The sequence below is a fragment of the Fictibacillus nanhaiensis genome (assembly GCF_023715445.1).
GTDB lineage: Bacteria > Bacillota > Bacilli > Bacillales > Fictibacillaceae > Fictibacillus > Fictibacillus nanhaiensis_D.
In genome coordinates this window covers 107,100-123,212 of the sequence record NZ_JAMBOD010000006.1, presented here as the reverse complement: position 1 = coordinate 123,212, position 16,113 = coordinate 107,100, and the positions used below count along the sequence as shown (strand labels likewise).

The following is a 16,113-nucleotide window of genomic DNA, read 5'->3' as shown; positions in this document are numbered from 1 at the left end:
GTGTATTATGCTTAAGCAAGGAATTTATGAAGAGATAATTACTCAAAAGATAAAACATGAACTCTCTGAAATTGGACAGAATTCATTTGATATCGAAAAGGATACCTTAGATGTTGAAGAAGCGAGGAAAATGCTCTCTTCTTATATCTCGACTGTTACAAGAAGAGCTTTAAAATTTGTACGTGATAATGAAAAAGATGATAAAACTGCACTCCTTCAGCAAATTCGAACATGTAACGATATTATTACCATTTTAAGCGAACGTTTGGATGATGAAGAATTTAAAGCAATGAAAATAGAGGAAGAAGGAGAAGTTTTACATTCGATTTATTCAAAAATAAATTCAGTTAGAAGTCTGAAAAAAGGTGAAACGATAAGACCAGTAACACCTATTTCGCAAAGCTCTCTTTTTACAGGATCCAACTATGAACCTAACATGCTGGGAGAACTAAAGAAGGAAATTTTATCAGCGGATTCAATTGATATGCTTGTCTCTTTTATTAAATGGAGTGGATTGCGTTGTATTTTAGAAGAGTTAAAAACATTTACTAAACAAGGCAAGAAATTGCGTGTAATTACCACCTCATACATGGAAGCTACTGATTACAAAGCTATTATTGAGTTAAGTAAACTATCAAATACTGAAGTGAAGATATCATATGATGTAGAACGTACTCGACTTCATGCTAAAGCATATCTTTTTAAACGGGATACAGGGTTTAGCACTGCTTATATAGGCTCTTCTAATCTTTCAAATCCTGCCCTAACTTCTGGATTGGAATGGAATCTTAAAGTTACCGAGAAAGATTCTTTTGACATTCTTAAAAAGTTTGAGGCAACTTTTGAAAGTTATTGGAATGATAGTGAATTTAAATTATTTAATATAGACAACCAGAGTGATCAAGAACGATTAAAACTTGCTCTTTCTAGAGAAAAGTTGCGAAATGAGCTGGATATAACTTTTATGTTTGACATTCAGCCGTTTTATTATCAAAAAGAAATGTTAGATAAACTTGAGGTTGAGAGAACCATTCATGGACGATTTAAGAACCTAGTTGTAGCAGCTACAGGCGTAGGTAAAACGGTTATTTCAGCATTTGATTACAAAAGGTATAAGTTACAAAATAGGGGTTCTGCAAAACTACTTTTTGTTGCACATCGTGAAGAGATTCTAAAACAAAGTCGAGATACCTTTAGAGCAATATTAAAAGATGCAAACTTTGGTGAGATGCTAGTTGGCTCTAATATGCCATCTTCAATCGATCACCTTTTTGTGAGCATTCAAAGTTTCAACAGTAAGAAGCTCTATGAAACAACAACCAATGATTACTATGATTTTATTATTGTAGATGAATTTCATCATGCTGCAGCAGATTCTTATCAAAGACTGTTAAAGCATTACAAACCAAAAATTTTACTAGGTTTAACAGCTACTCCCGAACGTATGGATGGAAAAAGTATCTTATCCTATTTTGATGAAACAATTGCTGCGGAAATGCGCTTAACTGAAGCTGTTGATAAAAAATTATTAAGTCCATTTCAATACTTCTGTGTAAGTGACTCTGTTGATCTTTCGAAATTAAAGTGGAGCCGTAAAGGTTATGAAACGAAAGAATTAGAAAATGTGTATACCTCAAGCACAATTCGAAGCAATTTAATTGTTAAAGCAATCAAAAAATATGTAACTGATATAGATGATGTAAAGGGACTAGGGTTTTGTGTATCTGTAGAACATGCAAGGTACATGTCTAACTTTTTCAATCAGGTAGGTATTCCTTCAATTTCCTTACATGGAAATGTAGATCGTACGATAAGAAGAGAAGCTCAGAGTAAGCTTGTAACTGGTGAAGTGAAATTTATTTTTGTCGTTGATTTATACAATGAGGGGATTGATATACCCCAGGTAAACACTGTACTCTTCCTTAGACCAACCGAAAGTTTAACGGTATTTTTGCAACAGTTAGGACGTGGTTTACGTCTAAGTGAAGGGAAAGATTGTTTAACGGTTTTGGATTTTGTAGGACAAGCTCATCAAAATTATAATTTTGAAGAAAAGTTTCGTGCACTGATCGGAAGAACGAAACATTCAGTCCAATATTATGTTGAGAATGGTTTCTTCAATCTTCCAAAAGGTTGTTTTGTTCAGCTTGAAAAACAAGCAAAAGAATATATTCTAAGAAATATAAAATCATCCACTAACACAAGAGGTAATTTAATCGCAAAGTTAAAGCACTTCGAACAAGATACTGGATTGAGTTTAACTTTAGGGAATTTTTTAACTCATCATCATTTAACGTTAAATGATTTTTATGGGAAAAATGCCGATCGAACATTTAGTAGATTATTAGTTGAAGCAGGTGTTAGAACTGAATTAAAATCTGATGTTGAAAAAATGATAACAAAACGTCTGCCTTCTCTTTTACATTTAAATTCTAGCTATCTACTCAAGTTCTTAATTAAATACATAGATGGAGAAACTGCTAAAAATGAGGAAGAACGACTAATGCTAGCTATGTTCTATTATTCATTTTATAAATCAAATCCTGAAAAAGAAGAATTATCCTCAATTGAAGAAGGAATACAGAAAATTATTTCAACACCTGAATTCAAAAATGAAATCCTAGAGATTCTCAAATTTCTTTATCATTCCTTAGAAACTCTGGAACATGAAAATGATTTCCCATTTGAATGTCCATTACGTGTTCATGGTAAATATTCTACATCTCAAGTGCTTGCAGCACTTGGATATTTTGACGAAGAAAAAAGCCCTGCGTTTCGTGAGGGTGTGAAACATTTTACTGATAAAAATCTTGATATCTTTTTTACGACATTAAATAAGTCTGAAAAGGATTTCTCACCATCAACTCTTTATGATGATTATGCAATTAATGAAAGGTTGTTCCATTGGCAAACACAAAGTACTGTAGCAGAAGGAACCAAAACAGCAGACCGTTACATTAACCATCGGAAAAATAACCATCAAATAGCTTTGTTCGTTCGAGAGTATAAAAAAGAAAATGGATATACGTCACCTTTTATTTTTTTAGGTACAGTCGAACATGTAAGTCACTATGGAAGTAAACCAATGAGCATTACTTGGAAATTAAATGAGGATATGCCTCCATACCTTGTGCCAAAAGCTAACAAGAATATTTTATAATTTAATCTCAGCCTTAGAACTAGGCTGAGTTTTTTTGTGGATTCATTATCTATAAAATTTCTATTCTTTTTTAGTTTTTCAAAAACTTTTTCCACATTCCAAGGTCTAATATATAGGTAAGGGGTTAGGAGGCGAGAGGTTGGATACAGAACAGTTAGTGAAACAAGCGATAAAAGGCAATGATGATGCGTTTTTGCAGCTTATTCACATATTTAAAGTGGATTTATATAAAACGGCGATCTCTTTTTTACGAAACGAAGAGGAAGCTCTCGAAGCTATTCAGGAAGTTACGTATCGAGCATACAAAGGAATTCGAAAGCTTAAAGAAGCTTCTTATTTCAAGACGTGGCTCATTCGGATCATGATTAACTATTGCAATGATCAGCTCAAAAAACAAAAGAGAGTAGTTATTAATGATGAGATGCTGGAATCAATAGGAGTGTCAGAGAATCACTCAGAGATGGAACTCCGAGACGCGATGCTTGGCCTCGACGACCGATCTCGTGAGATTCTCACTTTAAAATATTTCCATGACTTGAAGATAAAAGATATTGCTGGGACGATGCAGTGTCCAGAAGGAACAGTGAAGACTTGGTTGAACAAAGCGTTGAAGGCACTAAGGGAAAAGCTTGAGGAGAAAGGAGGTAATCTGAATGTTTAAAAGAGAAGAAGAACAACTAAACGGTTATAAGAATGAATTTGACAACATTCCAGTATCACTTGAATCATTAGATCAAGCCATTTTGTCAGGCTTCAATAAAGCGAAAACAGAAGAACGGAAGTCTATTCGGAAAAAGAGAAGTATATATAGTTTCATAGCAGCAGCTCTTTTACTCATTGGATTATTTTCAACTATTCGAATTTCTCCTGTATTTGCTAGTTATATTTCCGAGATTCCCGGAATGGAAAAAATCGTTGAACTCATCCGGGATGATAAAGGAAGATTAGCTGCAATAGAAAATAAATATTATCAAGAACTAGAAGTCTCTTCTGAAGTTAAAGATGGTGTGAATGTTACTTTGGACGGAACAATCGCTGATGAAATGGGAATTGTTCTTTACTATACCCTACACTCTGAAGAAAAGCAGAAATCAATGATGGTGGAAAAAGTAAAATTAAGAGCAAAAGATGGTACTGCACTTGACGAGGCATCCATTTCCTATGGCGCTCCTCATGAATCCGAGAAAGGGCAGCATTCTTACAGTGGGGAAATTGATTATTATTTTGAGGCTCCTTTAACCGCAAAGGATTATGTAATTGATATCGAAGTTCAAGGAAAGGAATTCTCATTGCCTTTTACTCTAAATGATTTTAAAAAGAAGAAGGAATACTTTCTTAATAAAACTCTAGAGCTGGAAGGACAAAAAATAAATATAGAAAAAGTAATTGTTTATCCCTTAAGAATTGCTGTGTATTTAGAGACAGACCCTGATAATAAAAAACAGGTTCTTCATCTTGATGACCTTCGAATTGTCGATGAAAAAGGTGGGGTTTGGGGGAAGATTTCAAATGGTGTTACAGGAAAAGGATCCTACGATGAAAAGCAGGAGATTTATCTGCAAAGTAACTACTTTCATGAACCGAAAGAACTTTACTTACAACTAAATAAGGCTCAGGCCGTGAATAAAGAAGAGTTGTATGTAGTAGTTGATCCAGAACGACAAAAGATACTAAAACAGCCTGAAGGAAATATGATTAAGGATATTAGAGCAGCAGGTAATGATCTAGCAATTACCCTCAAAGTTGAGGAGTTTCCTTTTGGTATGTTTAGTGAGGTCTTAGAAATGTCAGGTGAAAAGATAGAGGTAGGTTCAAACTATATAACTACTTCATCCGATAACGTGCAAGAAAGTGGAGTTTATATACCTGGTCTTTCAAGCCGCAAAGAACCTATAAAACTTAAAATTAGTTATTATCCGTCCTGGATAAAAGGTAACGAGAAAATAAGAATAAAATAATTCAATGCGGCGGTTTTTTTAAAGAAGACACCTTTTTTGCGAAAAATCTGGTTACACTCTATAATTCTAGTCAACAAGAGAAGAGGTGACTGTAATGCGACTGGATCATACAGGCATTGCCGTAAGAAGAATAGATGAGGCGATCGAATTTTATACTAATGTGCTGGGCGGGAAATTGACTGAACGTTATACGAGCGAAAAACCCGGTGTCGAAACGCATATTGCCGTAATCGAGATGGAGAATCAGGTCATTGAGCTTCTGGAACCTACGAGCAGGACCTCGCCGATTGAGCGTTTTATCAGGCAGAACGGTAAAGGTGTACATCATTTGGCATACGAAGTCGATGATTTGCTTGAAACGATAAAAGATTTTGAGAGCAGAGGATACACTTTCTTAAAAGACACATACCGGATTAACCCCTATGGCCGCAGATTGATTTATATGAATCCGGTTCATTCACAAGGGCAGATTATTGAACTATGTGATTATGTTTCTTTAGTTGAATAAATTGAAAAATGTTATTTTATGAGAAAAAAGACCCAGGAAAATACATTCCTGGGTCCCTTTCTTTTGGGAAAAAATCAGTCCTTATAAAATATCCCTATTTAAAGGTCCCTGTCGGAACATTAAAAGTCCATCTAGTTTTGTCTTCTGCCTCTAAAGTGAGATCAAATCCATCATAATCTATAACTCTAACTTCTCCATGTTTGGCAGGTGTCTTATATTCCTTGGAATCGACAAACTTTCTTTTTTCTCCATCTGTTAAGACTACGACGATTCCTTGGGATGGGTCTGACTTAAGAGCTCCAGTCTCTACAGTCACCACGCGTGCATTCATTTCTTGATGGTTAACCGGACTGACCCAGCCATTCGTGAACTGAATACGTTGGTCATTTACTGAATCTTCTATATGATCGAGGATTTGAGGTGTAACGGTACGGTCTTTTTGGATAACAAGCGGACCATCATTCGTGTCTTTTTTTGTAATACTGTCATTTTTTGCTTTGATCTTATTTTTGTCTTGTCGTTCCTGGATCTCTCTTTTTTCTTTTGGCAATGCGCCATATTCCGTATTAGAAGCAGAAACATGATAATAGCTTATTCCCGCACAAGATAGTACTCCTACAGTTAGTAATGCGATCCAAATTTTATTCATTTCCTTCACTCCTTTACCTATATATTAGTGCCACTGAATATCTGTTGATAGAATAGGAAATTTAGTTGATTCGGCTGTAATGGCATCACTGTTGAGCTCATTGATTAATTGTGTCCAGCCCTGGCTTGGTGTATTGTCAAGTTCCCAATGACAGCCAACGTCCTGGCAGGCTCCGGCTTGGGTTAAGGAAGCTCCAAATTTCATCCGGTTGTTTTGCGAAACAGCGGAGTACTTGTTGATGTTTTGCCACTGCTCTGCCATATCGCCGCTATTATCATAAATTTGTGGAAGTGGCCAAGAAGGAGATGCTCCCCATGAAATGTAATAAATATCGTTATAGGTCCATCCGTTATTACAAGAATAATTGGTCGTTCCGGATGTCGTGTTAGCATGGTAGCATCCGTCGGCACTTCCATAATTGTAAAGAGAATAGCTATTAACAGCATCATAACCTTTTACCCAGTCTTTCGTGCTGACCGTATCATCATAGCCAGGTTCCATATCGTTCCCGCCATCTACTTCTACCTGGTCAGAATAGGAATTTGCGGTGTTATGGGCATTGATGGCATCAATCATATTTGCAAAGTTTTGTCCGCCTTCATTTGTTACGGTATACGAATTATTCGTTCCAACGATCACTTGAACCGTCGAATAGTTATCAGATCCCGTTCCTTTCCAATAACCACGGGAGTAGGCTTGTACGGCATTTTTCACTTGATCGAGGGTAGCATCAGGCATTCCCCTGAGTGAAACTGTAGTTGGTGAAGGCTGACCGCCAAAGTCAAGAATGACGATACTTTCCTGTGTCCCAGCTTTTCTAAGATCTGCACGTCCTTTTTGGTAACCCATGTCGTAGAGAGTGACGGTATCGATCGTGTCCATGTAATAGCTTGAGCTAGAAGGCGGAGGCGATGCGGCTTCTATGCTCATAGCTGGAAAGAACGATGATATTAATCCAGAGCATAAGAATAATTTCAGTATGTAGCTACGTAATATTAATTTCTTCATTTTTTTCTCCTTTTTTATTATTTTGTAACGACAGGAAATTTTCCCTAAAATTCAGATAATTTAATAAAAGTTTTCGTAGGATAATATTTAATTCATGGGATAAATATGGATTATTAATCGTTTTTTTACATGGGATTAACACGAAGAGTACATGTGCTGATAATGAATCAGCGTATTTCGTAAATTCCTAGTCTTTCACATTTAAAATCTATACAATTAAAGTTATAAGAATATTCTGTAAAGGGTGAAAAGATGAAGTGGACTGATAATCTTGAAAATTTTCCATATCCGTTTAAAGGTTCAACCTACCGCTATTCAAACAACTCTGTACCCATGAAAAAACCATTTTGTATAGAAGTCACCCCAGATTATTTAGAAGAGATGAAACTGAAACGTGATCTTTTAACGCATCATCCCGAACGCTGCTATCAATCACTTCCGCATACGTTAACAGGGCAGTGGGAGATTGTTGAACTAGTTATGGATCATCTTGCTGAACAGTATCCAAACCAATTTTCATTAGAAAAAAAAGGCCGGCAATGGAGATTTCATAATAAAATTTTGGAAGAAAAGCACGATTTTACATTTGGTGATGAAACCACTTTGCCAGATGAGCCTCTAGCCTTTATAAGCAAGCATGTGCAAGAGGATCTGATTTTTATGATGCAGCGTGACGGTGATTTGTTTCTCGATGCAGGACAGCTTTGTTTTCCAGCTAATTGGTCGTTAGCGTTTAACCTAGGTATGAAGTTTAAAAGTATCCATCATCCGATTCCAGGGTTTAAGGAGGAAGGACTTGATGATCGAATCCTCCAATTCCTTATGAGGCTTGAGGCAGGCAACCCGTGGGAGCGGAAGAACTGGTCACTGATGGCTGGTGACAGGCTGGATACATCCCTTGAAACGTTTGATCAGTGGGGGAAACTTCGTAAACAGGTAACAAAGAAGAATGCTGGTGAGCTTGTCCATATCCGTGTAGAAGTACAAAAGTTATTCCGTTTGCCCCGAACAAACGGCATTCTTTTTACGATTCATACCCATTTGCTGTCTCTTGAAAAACTAGCTTCTAACCCGGAATGGTTGAAGCAGTTTTATGAGATTCTATCTGAACTTCCACCGCATATTACCGATTACAAGGGTATTTCTCTATATAAAAATGAAGTTCTGGAATACTTATGTGAGCAGTTAGAAAGCGGGAAAGTTTTATGAGGAAAGCCATTTTTGTTTCCGGTAAAAGAAAGTATCTGTTTTGTGGCGCCCAAGAGGGCATGAAGCTGTTGTTCGCGGTAATAGAGCGGGTGAAAGAAGAGGGGCACCCTTATGAAATAGTCGTAATTGATGACATTCAGGAAAGTCTGCAGCTATCTGATTTTTTAAAGAAACAAAAGATGGGGACTTATCTTTATGTTGCGTTATCGCATACTGAGCTTAAGAGAGTTGAAAAAACAGCTGAAGAAGCAGGCTTAACAGAAGAAGAAACGCAGTTCATTGGGTATGGCGAAGAACTTAAAAGGATTTTTTGCTGCCGGTGTCATGGAATAAACGAAGCGAAAAACTTTGAGGAAGAAATTTTGTGTAATCAATGCGGACTGGAGCTATCCGTTTCGGACCATTACTCGGTTTATCATAACGCCGTCTTAGGGTATGTGGCAAAACTTTAGGAGTGGATGCTTTGTATAAAGAAAAAACGATCCCTGTAATGATAAAAGATATAAAGAAGGAAACTGAATTTGTAAAAAGGTTCACGCTTGCTTCAGTTGATGGCAAGCCACTCCCGAAGTTTAGCGGGGGTGCTCATATTTCAACATATATTGAGGATGGAGATTTGCTTGTCAGACAATACTCGTTAACTAGCAGTCCCGATAATACCAAACACTATCAAATCGGTGTCCGTTTAAGCGATTCTTCCAGGGGCGGTTCACGTTATTGGCATCAAAATATGAAAGTTGGTGACAAGCTGCATATCAGCTATCCGAAGAATCATTTTCCTCTTAGCTTTAAAGCGAAGCATCATGTGTTCTATGCAGCTGGAATTGGAATTACCCCATTTTTATCGATGATGAATGAACTTCATTCCAGAGGTACTTCATTTGAACTTCACTATGCTTCTAAAACGGAGGAAGCTTGTGCATTCTATGAATTTCTTCAGGAGCATTATCCAATTCAATGCCGCTTTTACTTTTCTAATAAAAAGAAGCGAATTCATGTTTCTTCGTTAGAAGAACACCCTATTGGAACTCATGTTTATTTTTGTGGCCCAGAGTCCTTTATCACTGACTTAACAGAATCAGCATCTCAATTAGGTTATCCGGCATCTTCTGTACATATGGAACGATTTACTCCGTTGCAGCCTAAAGAGGTGAAAGCATTTATGGTCCTTTTGAAAGATGGAACTCTTATTGAGGTGACAAAAGAGCAGACTTTGCTAGAAACTCTCCTAAACAATGGAATCAAAGCACCATATTCATGCAGAGTCGGCCGGTGCGGTACATGTGAGCTCCAAGTTTTAGAAGGAGAAATTACGCACTATGATTCTTTTTTGAGTGAAGAACAAAAACAAAGCCAATCGAGGATATTAACTTGTGTTTCACGTGCAAAGTCAGCTATGTTGTCGTTAGACATATAGCCATGAAGGAGTGTTCACTTTTTGATTTATATCCAATGTACGAAGAAGTTACTAGAAGAATTAAAAATCTCAGTTGAAAAAGTTGATGTCACACATGCTGATCCTCTTTATTGCTGGCATGCAAATATATTTGTTCATAATAAAAAGAAATGTGTTTTAGTGATGAATAATCATACAAGATATAACTTTCTTTTGTATGGACTAAAAAGTAATAATTTTAAAAACTTTACCAATTTAGTAATCCAAGGTATAAAACAAAATTTATTAGCTGATGAATTTGATGCATCAGCTGTTGATGAATATCTATTGCGATGTAAGGAATCTGCTATTACTACAACGAGTGAAAGGTCTATTATCAGTCAGATTAAAGAAATGGTGCATTTCTGTGAATTCTTTTTAGATGATTTTAAGGAGCAAAATGAGATACCAGATCTAGTTAAAATCAACCGAAATTTAAATACGTATGTAATGTCAAAACTGCCTCAAATATACTCTGTAAAGGCAATGAAAGAAGTGTTTAATAAGGGTTTATCTGATCGCGAGTTTGAAGCGAATAAGTCTGAATTGAAACCACGTAAGTATTATCAAGTTAAAATTACATTAGAACATGTTCAACCATCCATTTATCGAAGACTACTAATTCCTGATAATATTCCTTTTACAAAGTTCCACAAGATTATCCAAACGGCTTTTGGCTGGGGAAATCAGCATTTGTATTTGTTTGATCTGCCTGATTACATCATTAAAGAAAAAGATCCTTATTTTACATTTGATAAAGAAGAGAAACATCCGGTAAGTGTTAGGATCGATGACTTTATGAAGGTGAAATGTTCTTTTATGTATGAATATGATTTTGGTGATTCTTGGCGTCATATCATTAAAGTTGAAAAAGAAGTATTTGTTGAGGAAGATCCAGGATATCCGTATTGTCTTGAGGGAGAACGGAATTGTCCTCCTGAAGATATAGGTGGTCCTGGTGGCTACGAATATTTTGTATCTATAAGAAATAACCCTGAAAATGAAGAATATGTACATATGATGCGGTGGGCAGAGGAAGTTACTGGTCAAAGCAATTTTGATCCAGAGTATTTTAACCTGAAAAAAATTAACCGAAGACTAAAGAAGATTAAATGCTAATCTTTTCAAAAAAAGATTAATAAGGTGTATAATTTAAAAGTTCAAGCGTTGGTATTCGTCTGTCTGGATTTATTTCAGCAGACTTTTTTATTTCATACAGCAAGGAGTTTTTACATTGAAACACCGCACTCTATTGGTTTATCTTGTTGCTTTTGCTGCGTTCCTCGGTCCTTTTTCACAGACGATTTACGTTCCTATTATTCCTGAAGTTACTCGTGAACTTCATACCACGCCATTCTTAGTTAATTTTTCAATTTCCATTTATACGGTTTTTCTTGCACTCATGCAGATGGTTTATGGTCCTTTAACAGATTCATTAGGACGACGAAAAGTTATGCTTACGGGTCTCCTTATTTATTTGGGTGCTACGATCGGCTGCTATTTTTCCGAGACTATTGAGTTCTTATTGATTTTCCGTTCTTTACAGGCAGTCGGAATTGCGGCTGGTTCGGTTGTCGCTGTAACCGTTATTGGTGATTTATTTGAAGGGAAAGACCGAATACAGCCGATGGGTACATTTCAGATGATGGTATCCCTTGGCCCTGTTGTCGGGCCAGTTGCTGGCGGTTTTTTAAGCGGTTCATTTGATTTTCATATGATTTTTATCGCTTTACTATGTGTTGGTTTTCTCGTTTTATCAGGAAACTTTGTTTATTTAAAAGAAACGAAGCCAGCCACTCAAAAAAAGCAAAATTTTAAGTTTACTGATTTTATTCATATTCTTAAGAATAGGATTGGATTTTCAGTAATCGGACTTGGCTTCATCCAATACTACGCGCTTTATAACTTTCTCGTGTTCCTGCCGGGAATAATGAGTGACCGTTATGCACTATCAGTAGAACAAAAAGGTCTCGTTTTTCTTCCGTTGTCATTAGGAATAGTAGTGGGCAGCTTCATTGGCGGAAAACTGCGAAATTTTGATGAAAGAAAAGTTGTAGTCTATTCAGCTTTATTAAATGTCGTTTCGTTACTATTTTTTATCTTGGTATCGAACGTCTCTCTTGTCATGCTCATTTTATCAATCAGTTTGTTTGGATTGTTCTTAGGTATGTCTCTTCCTGTGCAGACGGCATTGCTTACACACGAATTCCAATCGAACCGTGCGACAGCAATAGGTGCTTATAATTTCTTCCGCTATCTGGGTATGTCGGTGGGACCGTTATTAGGAAGTTTTCTTTTCCATTTAGGAAGCTACAACCTGGTATACGGTTTTGTAGATTTTGTACTTTTCGCCTTTACCCTTCTCATGGGCAATCAACTGTTAATGAAACAAAGGTCATTCCGCTAAATGCCTTATGTTCATTGTCTGTTTTATTGAATCTATACAATGCTTGCGGTAATCTTAGTTTAAACAAATGTTAAACAAGGGAAGAGAAAAATTATGTACCTTACAATAAAAGAAACAGCAGAATATTTATCGATGCCAGAAGCGGTAGTGGAGAGTTTAGTTCAGCAAAAAAAGATCCGTGCAATCTTTGACGGAACCCAGCACCTGATTAACAAGGAACAGTTCAATACACATTTTGAACAGCTTGAAAAATATAAAAAATTAGTAGAAGAATATTTAAGTGAACCGATTCCAGAGGACTGGGATGCAAAGGATGAAGATTAAGAAACCTATACATTGTAAAGACCACAATATCGATATATGATATAGAGAATATGGTAGATTGGGAGAGTGTAAAAGAGATGCATAGAGATAAGGAACTGCATTCTTTTTTAATTGATAAGACATGGCAAATGACTGAAGAATGGTATACTTCCATCGATAAAAGCAAAGCCACTGGGGTATATGCTTCTACAGATCCTGAAACCATCTCAACTCTAAAAAAACAAAATCATGAATTCCATCTGCATTTTTGCGACGTTTTTGTCCAGGAGGAATCGAAGTTCTTACAAGACCTTGAAAAATGGATCATTATGATTGCGAAAGATGATGAACACTTAAATACGCCAGTAACTGTAATTATGAAGGAATTTTTTAACGTCCAGAGACAATATCTTGGATTTGTTAAAGAGTTTGTGAACCTTCATAAAGGCAGATACTCTCAAGATTTTATAGATTCATGGAATGAAATTATTATTGATACCTTTAATAAAATTGTTACGTGGTTCGTTGAAGAGAACCAAAAATACAGTGAAGAAAAACTAATAGCACAGCAGGAAATGATTAATGAGCTGAGCTCACCAGTTATTGCGCTCAATAATCATATGGGACTGCTTCCATTAATCGGTGTGATTGATACGGCGAGGGCAAAGCTTATCGTAGAAAATACATTAGAGCAATGCTCAGAAAAAGGAATCTCACATCTCTTAATCGACTTATCAGGTGTTCTCATTATTGATACGATGGTTGCTCAACAGATCTTCTCTTTAATAGAGACGCTCGGCTTGATCGGGGTTAAATCAACTCTTTCAGGAATCAGACCGGAAATTGCTTTAACCGCGACCCAACTTGGACTCTCTTTCGACCAAGTTTCTATTAAATCTAGTCTTGCACAAGCACTTGCTACAGAAAAATAATATTTTTTTATAGACCAGGAGGAACCTGGTCTTTTTTGCTGCCTTCTTTTCATAGATATAGAGTAAGATGAAACATTTACAGTGTACATACGTTACAATAAAATAGATTGCTAGATTCTGGGGGGATTTGCTTCAAGTGAAATGGATAATAAGAGTTGTATTTGCGTTTTTGTTAGGATTTCTTGTTTTTTTAATCATAGATGAGATGAGAAAAAAGAATGTTCCTATGCCAACTGAAATTCATCCGATTGTTGCTGAAAAAAGAGACCAGCTGATTCAGAGAGCTGCTCAAAAAGGAATTACAATCGTGATAACAGATGACTTTCGTTCAGCGGAAGAACAGGATGAACTTTATGCCCGTGGGAGATCGGAAGAAGGAACAATCGTAACCCATGTTGAAGGCGGAGAGTCGTATCATAATTACGGCCTAGCCATTGATTTTGCGCTTCAGCTAAAAGATGGAACAGTTGTGTGGGATTTAGAGCGTGATGATAATAAGAATGGACAGTCAGATTGGATGGAAGTTGTGAGTATTGGAAAAGAGTTAGGCTTTGAATGGGGTGGAGATTGGATGGGCTTCAAGGATTATCCGCACCTTGAGATGGACTTTGGGTTGAGCATTCGGGAGCTGCAGTATGGTGAGAGACCTCCAGTAAGATAGGACAGACATTGTCGAAAAGCCTATAATTCCATTTGAAGGCTCATAAAATTTTTTGAAGGCTCATAAAAAAATTTGTAGGACCATAAAAAGTGATGAAGGATCATAAAAAAATTTGAGGGCTCATAAGTTCAATTTTGCACATGAATAAGCTATATATATCAAATATAAAAGCAGGTTCCCAGACGGAAACCTGCTTTTTATATGTCATTAAAGCTTAAACGAACTCTTCAATGAAACGATTTGGTTAAATACGATTTTATCTTCTGTTGTGTGCTTTGGATCTACGTTGAAGTAGCCGTGGCGGAAGAATTGGAACTTGTCCTGTGGCTTCGCATCTTTCATGTTCGCCTCGATAAATCCTTGTTTTACGATTAAAGAATCTTGATTCACATAATCCAAGAATGTTTTGCCTTCGCTGTCTTCTTCACTTTCCATATCAGCATCCAGAATTAATGGCTCGTATAGACGGAACTCAGCAGGAACCGCTTGTGTAGCTTCAACCCAGTGAAGCGTTCCTTTTACTTTACGTCCAGTAAATCCAGTGCCTGATTTTGTTTCTACATCATACGTACAATGAAGCTCAACCACATTGCCGTCTTCATCTTTTGTGAAATCTTCGCATTTAATGAAGTATGCATGCTTCAAGCGGACTTCGTTTCCAGGGAAGAGGCGGAAGTACTTTTTCGGAGGATCCTCCATAAAGTCTTCACGCTCAATATAGATCTCACGGGAAAACGGAATCTGGCGTGTTCCCATTTCTTCATTTTCTGGGTTGATTTCAGCATCAAGCATTTCAACCTGACCTTCAGGGTAGTTTGTGATTACTACTTTAAGCGGATCAAGGATACCCATCGTACGAGGTGCTTTCACTTTCAAGTCTTCACGGATAAAATGCTCAAGCATTGCCGTGTCTGCTGCACCAGAACCTTTAGAAACACCAACCGCTTTAACAAACTCAACGATGGATTCAGGAGTGTACCCTTTACGGCGCAAACCGGAAATCGTCGGCATACGCGGATCATCCCATCCATCCACATAGCCTTCGTCTACAAGCTGTTTCAATTTACGTTTACTCGTAACTGTATTGATAAGACCCAGACGGCCAAACTCAATTTGCTGAGGCTGGCTTTCCATTTCGCACTCCTCAACTACCCAGTTATAAAGAGGACGCTGATCTTCAAACTCGGTTGTACAAAGAGAGTGAGTAACACCCTCGATCGCATCTTCAATCGGGTGAGCAAATGCATACATTGGATAGATGCACCATTTGTCACCTGTGTTATGATGAGTTGCATGAGATACACGGTAAAGTACCGGGTCACGCAAGTTAATGTTTGGTGAACTCATATCAATTTTCGCACGAAGCACTTTTTGTCCATTTTCAAACTCGCCTTTACGCATACGATCAAACAGGTCTAAATTTTCTTCCACAGAACGGTTGCGGTAAGGACTTTCTTTTCCAGGCTCCGTCAACGTTCCGCGATATTCACGGATCTCGTCAGCGTTTAGGTCATCGACATATGCTTTGCCCTTTTTGATTAAAAGTACTGCACGATTATACATTTCCTCGAAGTAGTCTGAAGCATAACGAAGGTTTTCCCATTCGAAGCCAAGCCACTCTACGTCTGTCTTGATCGCATCTACGTATTCCTGGTCTTCTTTTAATGGGTTTGTATCATCAAAGCGCAGGTTCGTTTCTCCGCCAAACTCATCTGCAAGTCCGAAGTTAATGACGATAGATTTTGCGTGTCCAATATGAAGATATCCGTTAGGTTCTGGAGGGAAGCGTGTAACGACTTTCTTGTGCTTTCCGGATTCCAGATCGCCTTGGATAATTGTTTTAATAAAATTACTATTCTCCATCCCGTATCAAGCCTTTCCTT

At 37.1% G+C, this 16,113-nt stretch carries 15 protein-coding genes; 12 read left to right on the top strand and 3 right to left on the bottom strand.

Annotated features, from left to right (window positions below; genetic code table 11):
• Window positions 1-7: 7 nt before the first annotated feature.
• From M3196_RS15965 to M3196_RS15950, 4 genes are all read left to right on the top strand, one after another.
• The gene (locus tag M3196_RS15965) at window positions 8-3,160 is read left to right on the top strand and encodes a DUF3427 domain-containing protein (protein WP_251323312.1); all 3,153 of its coding nucleotides are present in this window, start codon (window positions 8-10) and stop codon (window positions 3,158-3,160) included.
• 139 nt (window positions 3,161-3,299) lie between these two features.
• Entirely contained in the window at window positions 3,300-3,821 is a 522-nt protein-coding gene (locus tag M3196_RS15960) for a sigma-70 family RNA polymerase sigma factor (protein WP_251323311.1), read from the top strand.
• Window positions 3,814-5,118: a DUF4179 domain-containing protein gene (locus tag M3196_RS15955; protein ID WP_251323310.1), complete on the top strand. Its 1,305-nt coding sequence runs from the start codon at window positions 3,814-3,816 to the stop codon at window positions 5,116-5,118. Before M3196_RS15960 ends, M3196_RS15955 begins: the two co-directional genes overlap by 8 nt.
• A gap of 94 nt (window positions 5,119-5,212) precedes the next feature.
• A complete protein-coding gene (locus M3196_RS15950; protein ID WP_251323309.1) occupies window positions 5,213-5,626 on the top strand; it encodes a VOC family protein in 414 nt (137 codons plus the stop codon).
• 94 nt (window positions 5,627-5,720) lie between these two features.
• Here the strand turns inward: M3196_RS15950 and M3196_RS15945 are convergent, their stop codons facing one another.
• On the bottom strand, window positions 5,721-6,275 hold the full coding sequence (locus M3196_RS15945) for a hypothetical protein (RefSeq protein WP_251323308.1): 555 nt from the start codon (window positions 6,273-6,275) through the stop codon (window positions 5,721-5,723).
• Window positions 6,276-6,299: 24 nt separating this feature from the next.
• A complete protein-coding gene (locus M3196_RS15940; RefSeq protein ID WP_251323307.1) occupies window positions 6,300-7,283 on the bottom strand; it encodes a hypothetical protein in 984 nt (327 codons plus the stop codon).
• A 252-nt stretch (window positions 7,284-7,535) separates the two neighbouring features.
• On the opposite strand from M3196_RS15940, the gene M3196_RS15935 reads away from it, so the two are divergent.
• The 8 genes from M3196_RS15935 to M3196_RS15900 all read left to right on the top strand — a co-directional run bounded on the left by M3196_RS15935 (window position 7,536) and on the right by M3196_RS15900 (window position 14,230).
• Window positions 7,536-8,492 carry a heme-dependent oxidative N-demethylase family protein gene (locus M3196_RS15935; RefSeq protein ID WP_251323306.1) on the top strand — a complete coding sequence of 319 codons (957 nt, stop codon included), beginning with the start codon at window positions 7,536-7,538 and terminating at the stop codon, window positions 8,490-8,492.
• Window positions 8,489-8,944 carry a dimethylamine monooxygenase subunit DmmA family protein gene (locus M3196_RS15930; RefSeq protein ID WP_251323305.1) on the top strand — a complete coding sequence of 152 codons (456 nt, stop codon included), beginning with the start codon at window positions 8,489-8,491 and terminating at the stop codon, window positions 8,942-8,944. Before M3196_RS15935 ends, M3196_RS15930 begins: the two co-directional genes overlap by 4 nt.
• Before the next feature lie 11 nt (window positions 8,945-8,955).
• The gene (locus M3196_RS22010; protein WP_276531401.1) at window positions 8,956-9,909 is read left to right on the top strand and encodes a PDR/VanB family oxidoreductase; all 954 of its coding nucleotides are present in this window, start codon (window positions 8,956-8,958) and stop codon (window positions 9,907-9,909) included.
• Between the two features lie 21 nt (window positions 9,910-9,930).
• On the top strand, window positions 9,931-11,046 hold the full coding sequence (locus M3196_RS15920; RefSeq protein WP_251323304.1) for a plasmid pRiA4b ORF-3 family protein: 1,116 nt from the start codon (window positions 9,931-9,933) through the stop codon (window positions 11,044-11,046).
• 115 nt (window positions 11,047-11,161) lie between these two features.
• Window positions 11,162-12,334 carry an MFS transporter gene (locus M3196_RS15915; protein ID WP_251323303.1) on the top strand — a complete coding sequence of 391 codons (1,173 nt, stop codon included), beginning with the start codon at window positions 11,162-11,164 and terminating at the stop codon, window positions 12,332-12,334.
• 93 nt (window positions 12,335-12,427) lie between these two features.
• Window positions 12,428-12,658, top strand: coding sequence for an excisionase family DNA-binding protein (locus tag M3196_RS15910; protein WP_251323302.1), 231 nt, complete (start codon window positions 12,428-12,430; stop codon window positions 12,656-12,658).
• A 77-nt stretch (window positions 12,659-12,735) separates the two neighbouring features.
• On the top strand, window positions 12,736-13,569 hold the full coding sequence (locus M3196_RS15905; RefSeq protein WP_251323301.1) for an STAS domain-containing protein: 834 nt from the start codon (window positions 12,736-12,738) through the stop codon (window positions 13,567-13,569).
• A 127-nt stretch (window positions 13,570-13,696) separates the two neighbouring features.
• Window positions 13,697-14,230, top strand: a complete 534-nt coding sequence (locus M3196_RS15900; RefSeq protein ID WP_425311015.1) for a M15 family metallopeptidase — start codon at window positions 13,697-13,699, stop codon at window positions 14,228-14,230.
• 207 nt (window positions 14,231-14,437) lie between these two features.
• Here the strand turns inward: M3196_RS15900 and M3196_RS15895 are convergent, their stop codons facing one another.
• Window positions 14,438-16,093 carry a glutamine--tRNA ligase/YqeY domain fusion protein gene (locus tag M3196_RS15895; RefSeq protein ID WP_251323300.1) on the bottom strand — a complete coding sequence of 552 codons (1,656 nt, stop codon included), beginning with the start codon at window positions 16,091-16,093 and terminating at the stop codon, window positions 14,438-14,440.
• Between the last annotated feature and the right edge of the window lie 20 nt (window positions 16,094-16,113).

Coding starts and splice junctions, on each gene's coding strand:
- M3196_RS15965 (WP_251323312.1), top strand. CDS start 8: ATGCTTAAGCAAGGAATTTATGAAGAGATAATTACTCAAAAGATAAAA.
- M3196_RS15955 (WP_251323310.1), top strand. CDS start 3,814: ATGTTTAAAAGAGAAGAAGAACAACTAAACGGTTATAAGAATGAATTT.
- M3196_RS15950 (WP_251323309.1), top strand. CDS start 5,213: ATGCGACTGGATCATACAGGCATTGCCGTAAGAAGAATAGATGAGGCG.
- M3196_RS15945 (WP_251323308.1), bottom strand. CDS start 6,275: ATGAATAAAATTTGGATCGCATTACTAACTGTAGGAGTACTATCTTGT.
- M3196_RS15940 (WP_251323307.1), bottom strand. CDS start 7,283: ATGAAGAAATTAATATTACGTAGCTACATACTGAAATTATTCTTATGC.
- M3196_RS15935 (WP_251323306.1), top strand. CDS start 7,536: ATGAAGTGGACTGATAATCTTGAAAATTTTCCATATCCGTTTAAAGGT.
- M3196_RS15930 (WP_251323305.1), top strand. CDS start 8,489: ATGAGGAAAGCCATTTTTGTTTCCGGTAAAAGAAAGTATCTGTTTTGT.
- M3196_RS15910 (WP_251323302.1), top strand. CDS start 12,428: ATGTACCTTACAATAAAAGAAACAGCAGAATATTTATCGATGCCAGAA.
- M3196_RS15905 (WP_251323301.1), top strand. CDS start 12,736: ATGCATAGAGATAAGGAACTGCATTCTTTTTTAATTGATAAGACATGG.
- M3196_RS15895 (WP_251323300.1), bottom strand. CDS start 16,093: ATGGAGAATAGTAATTTTATTAAAACAATTATCCAAGGCGATCTGGAA.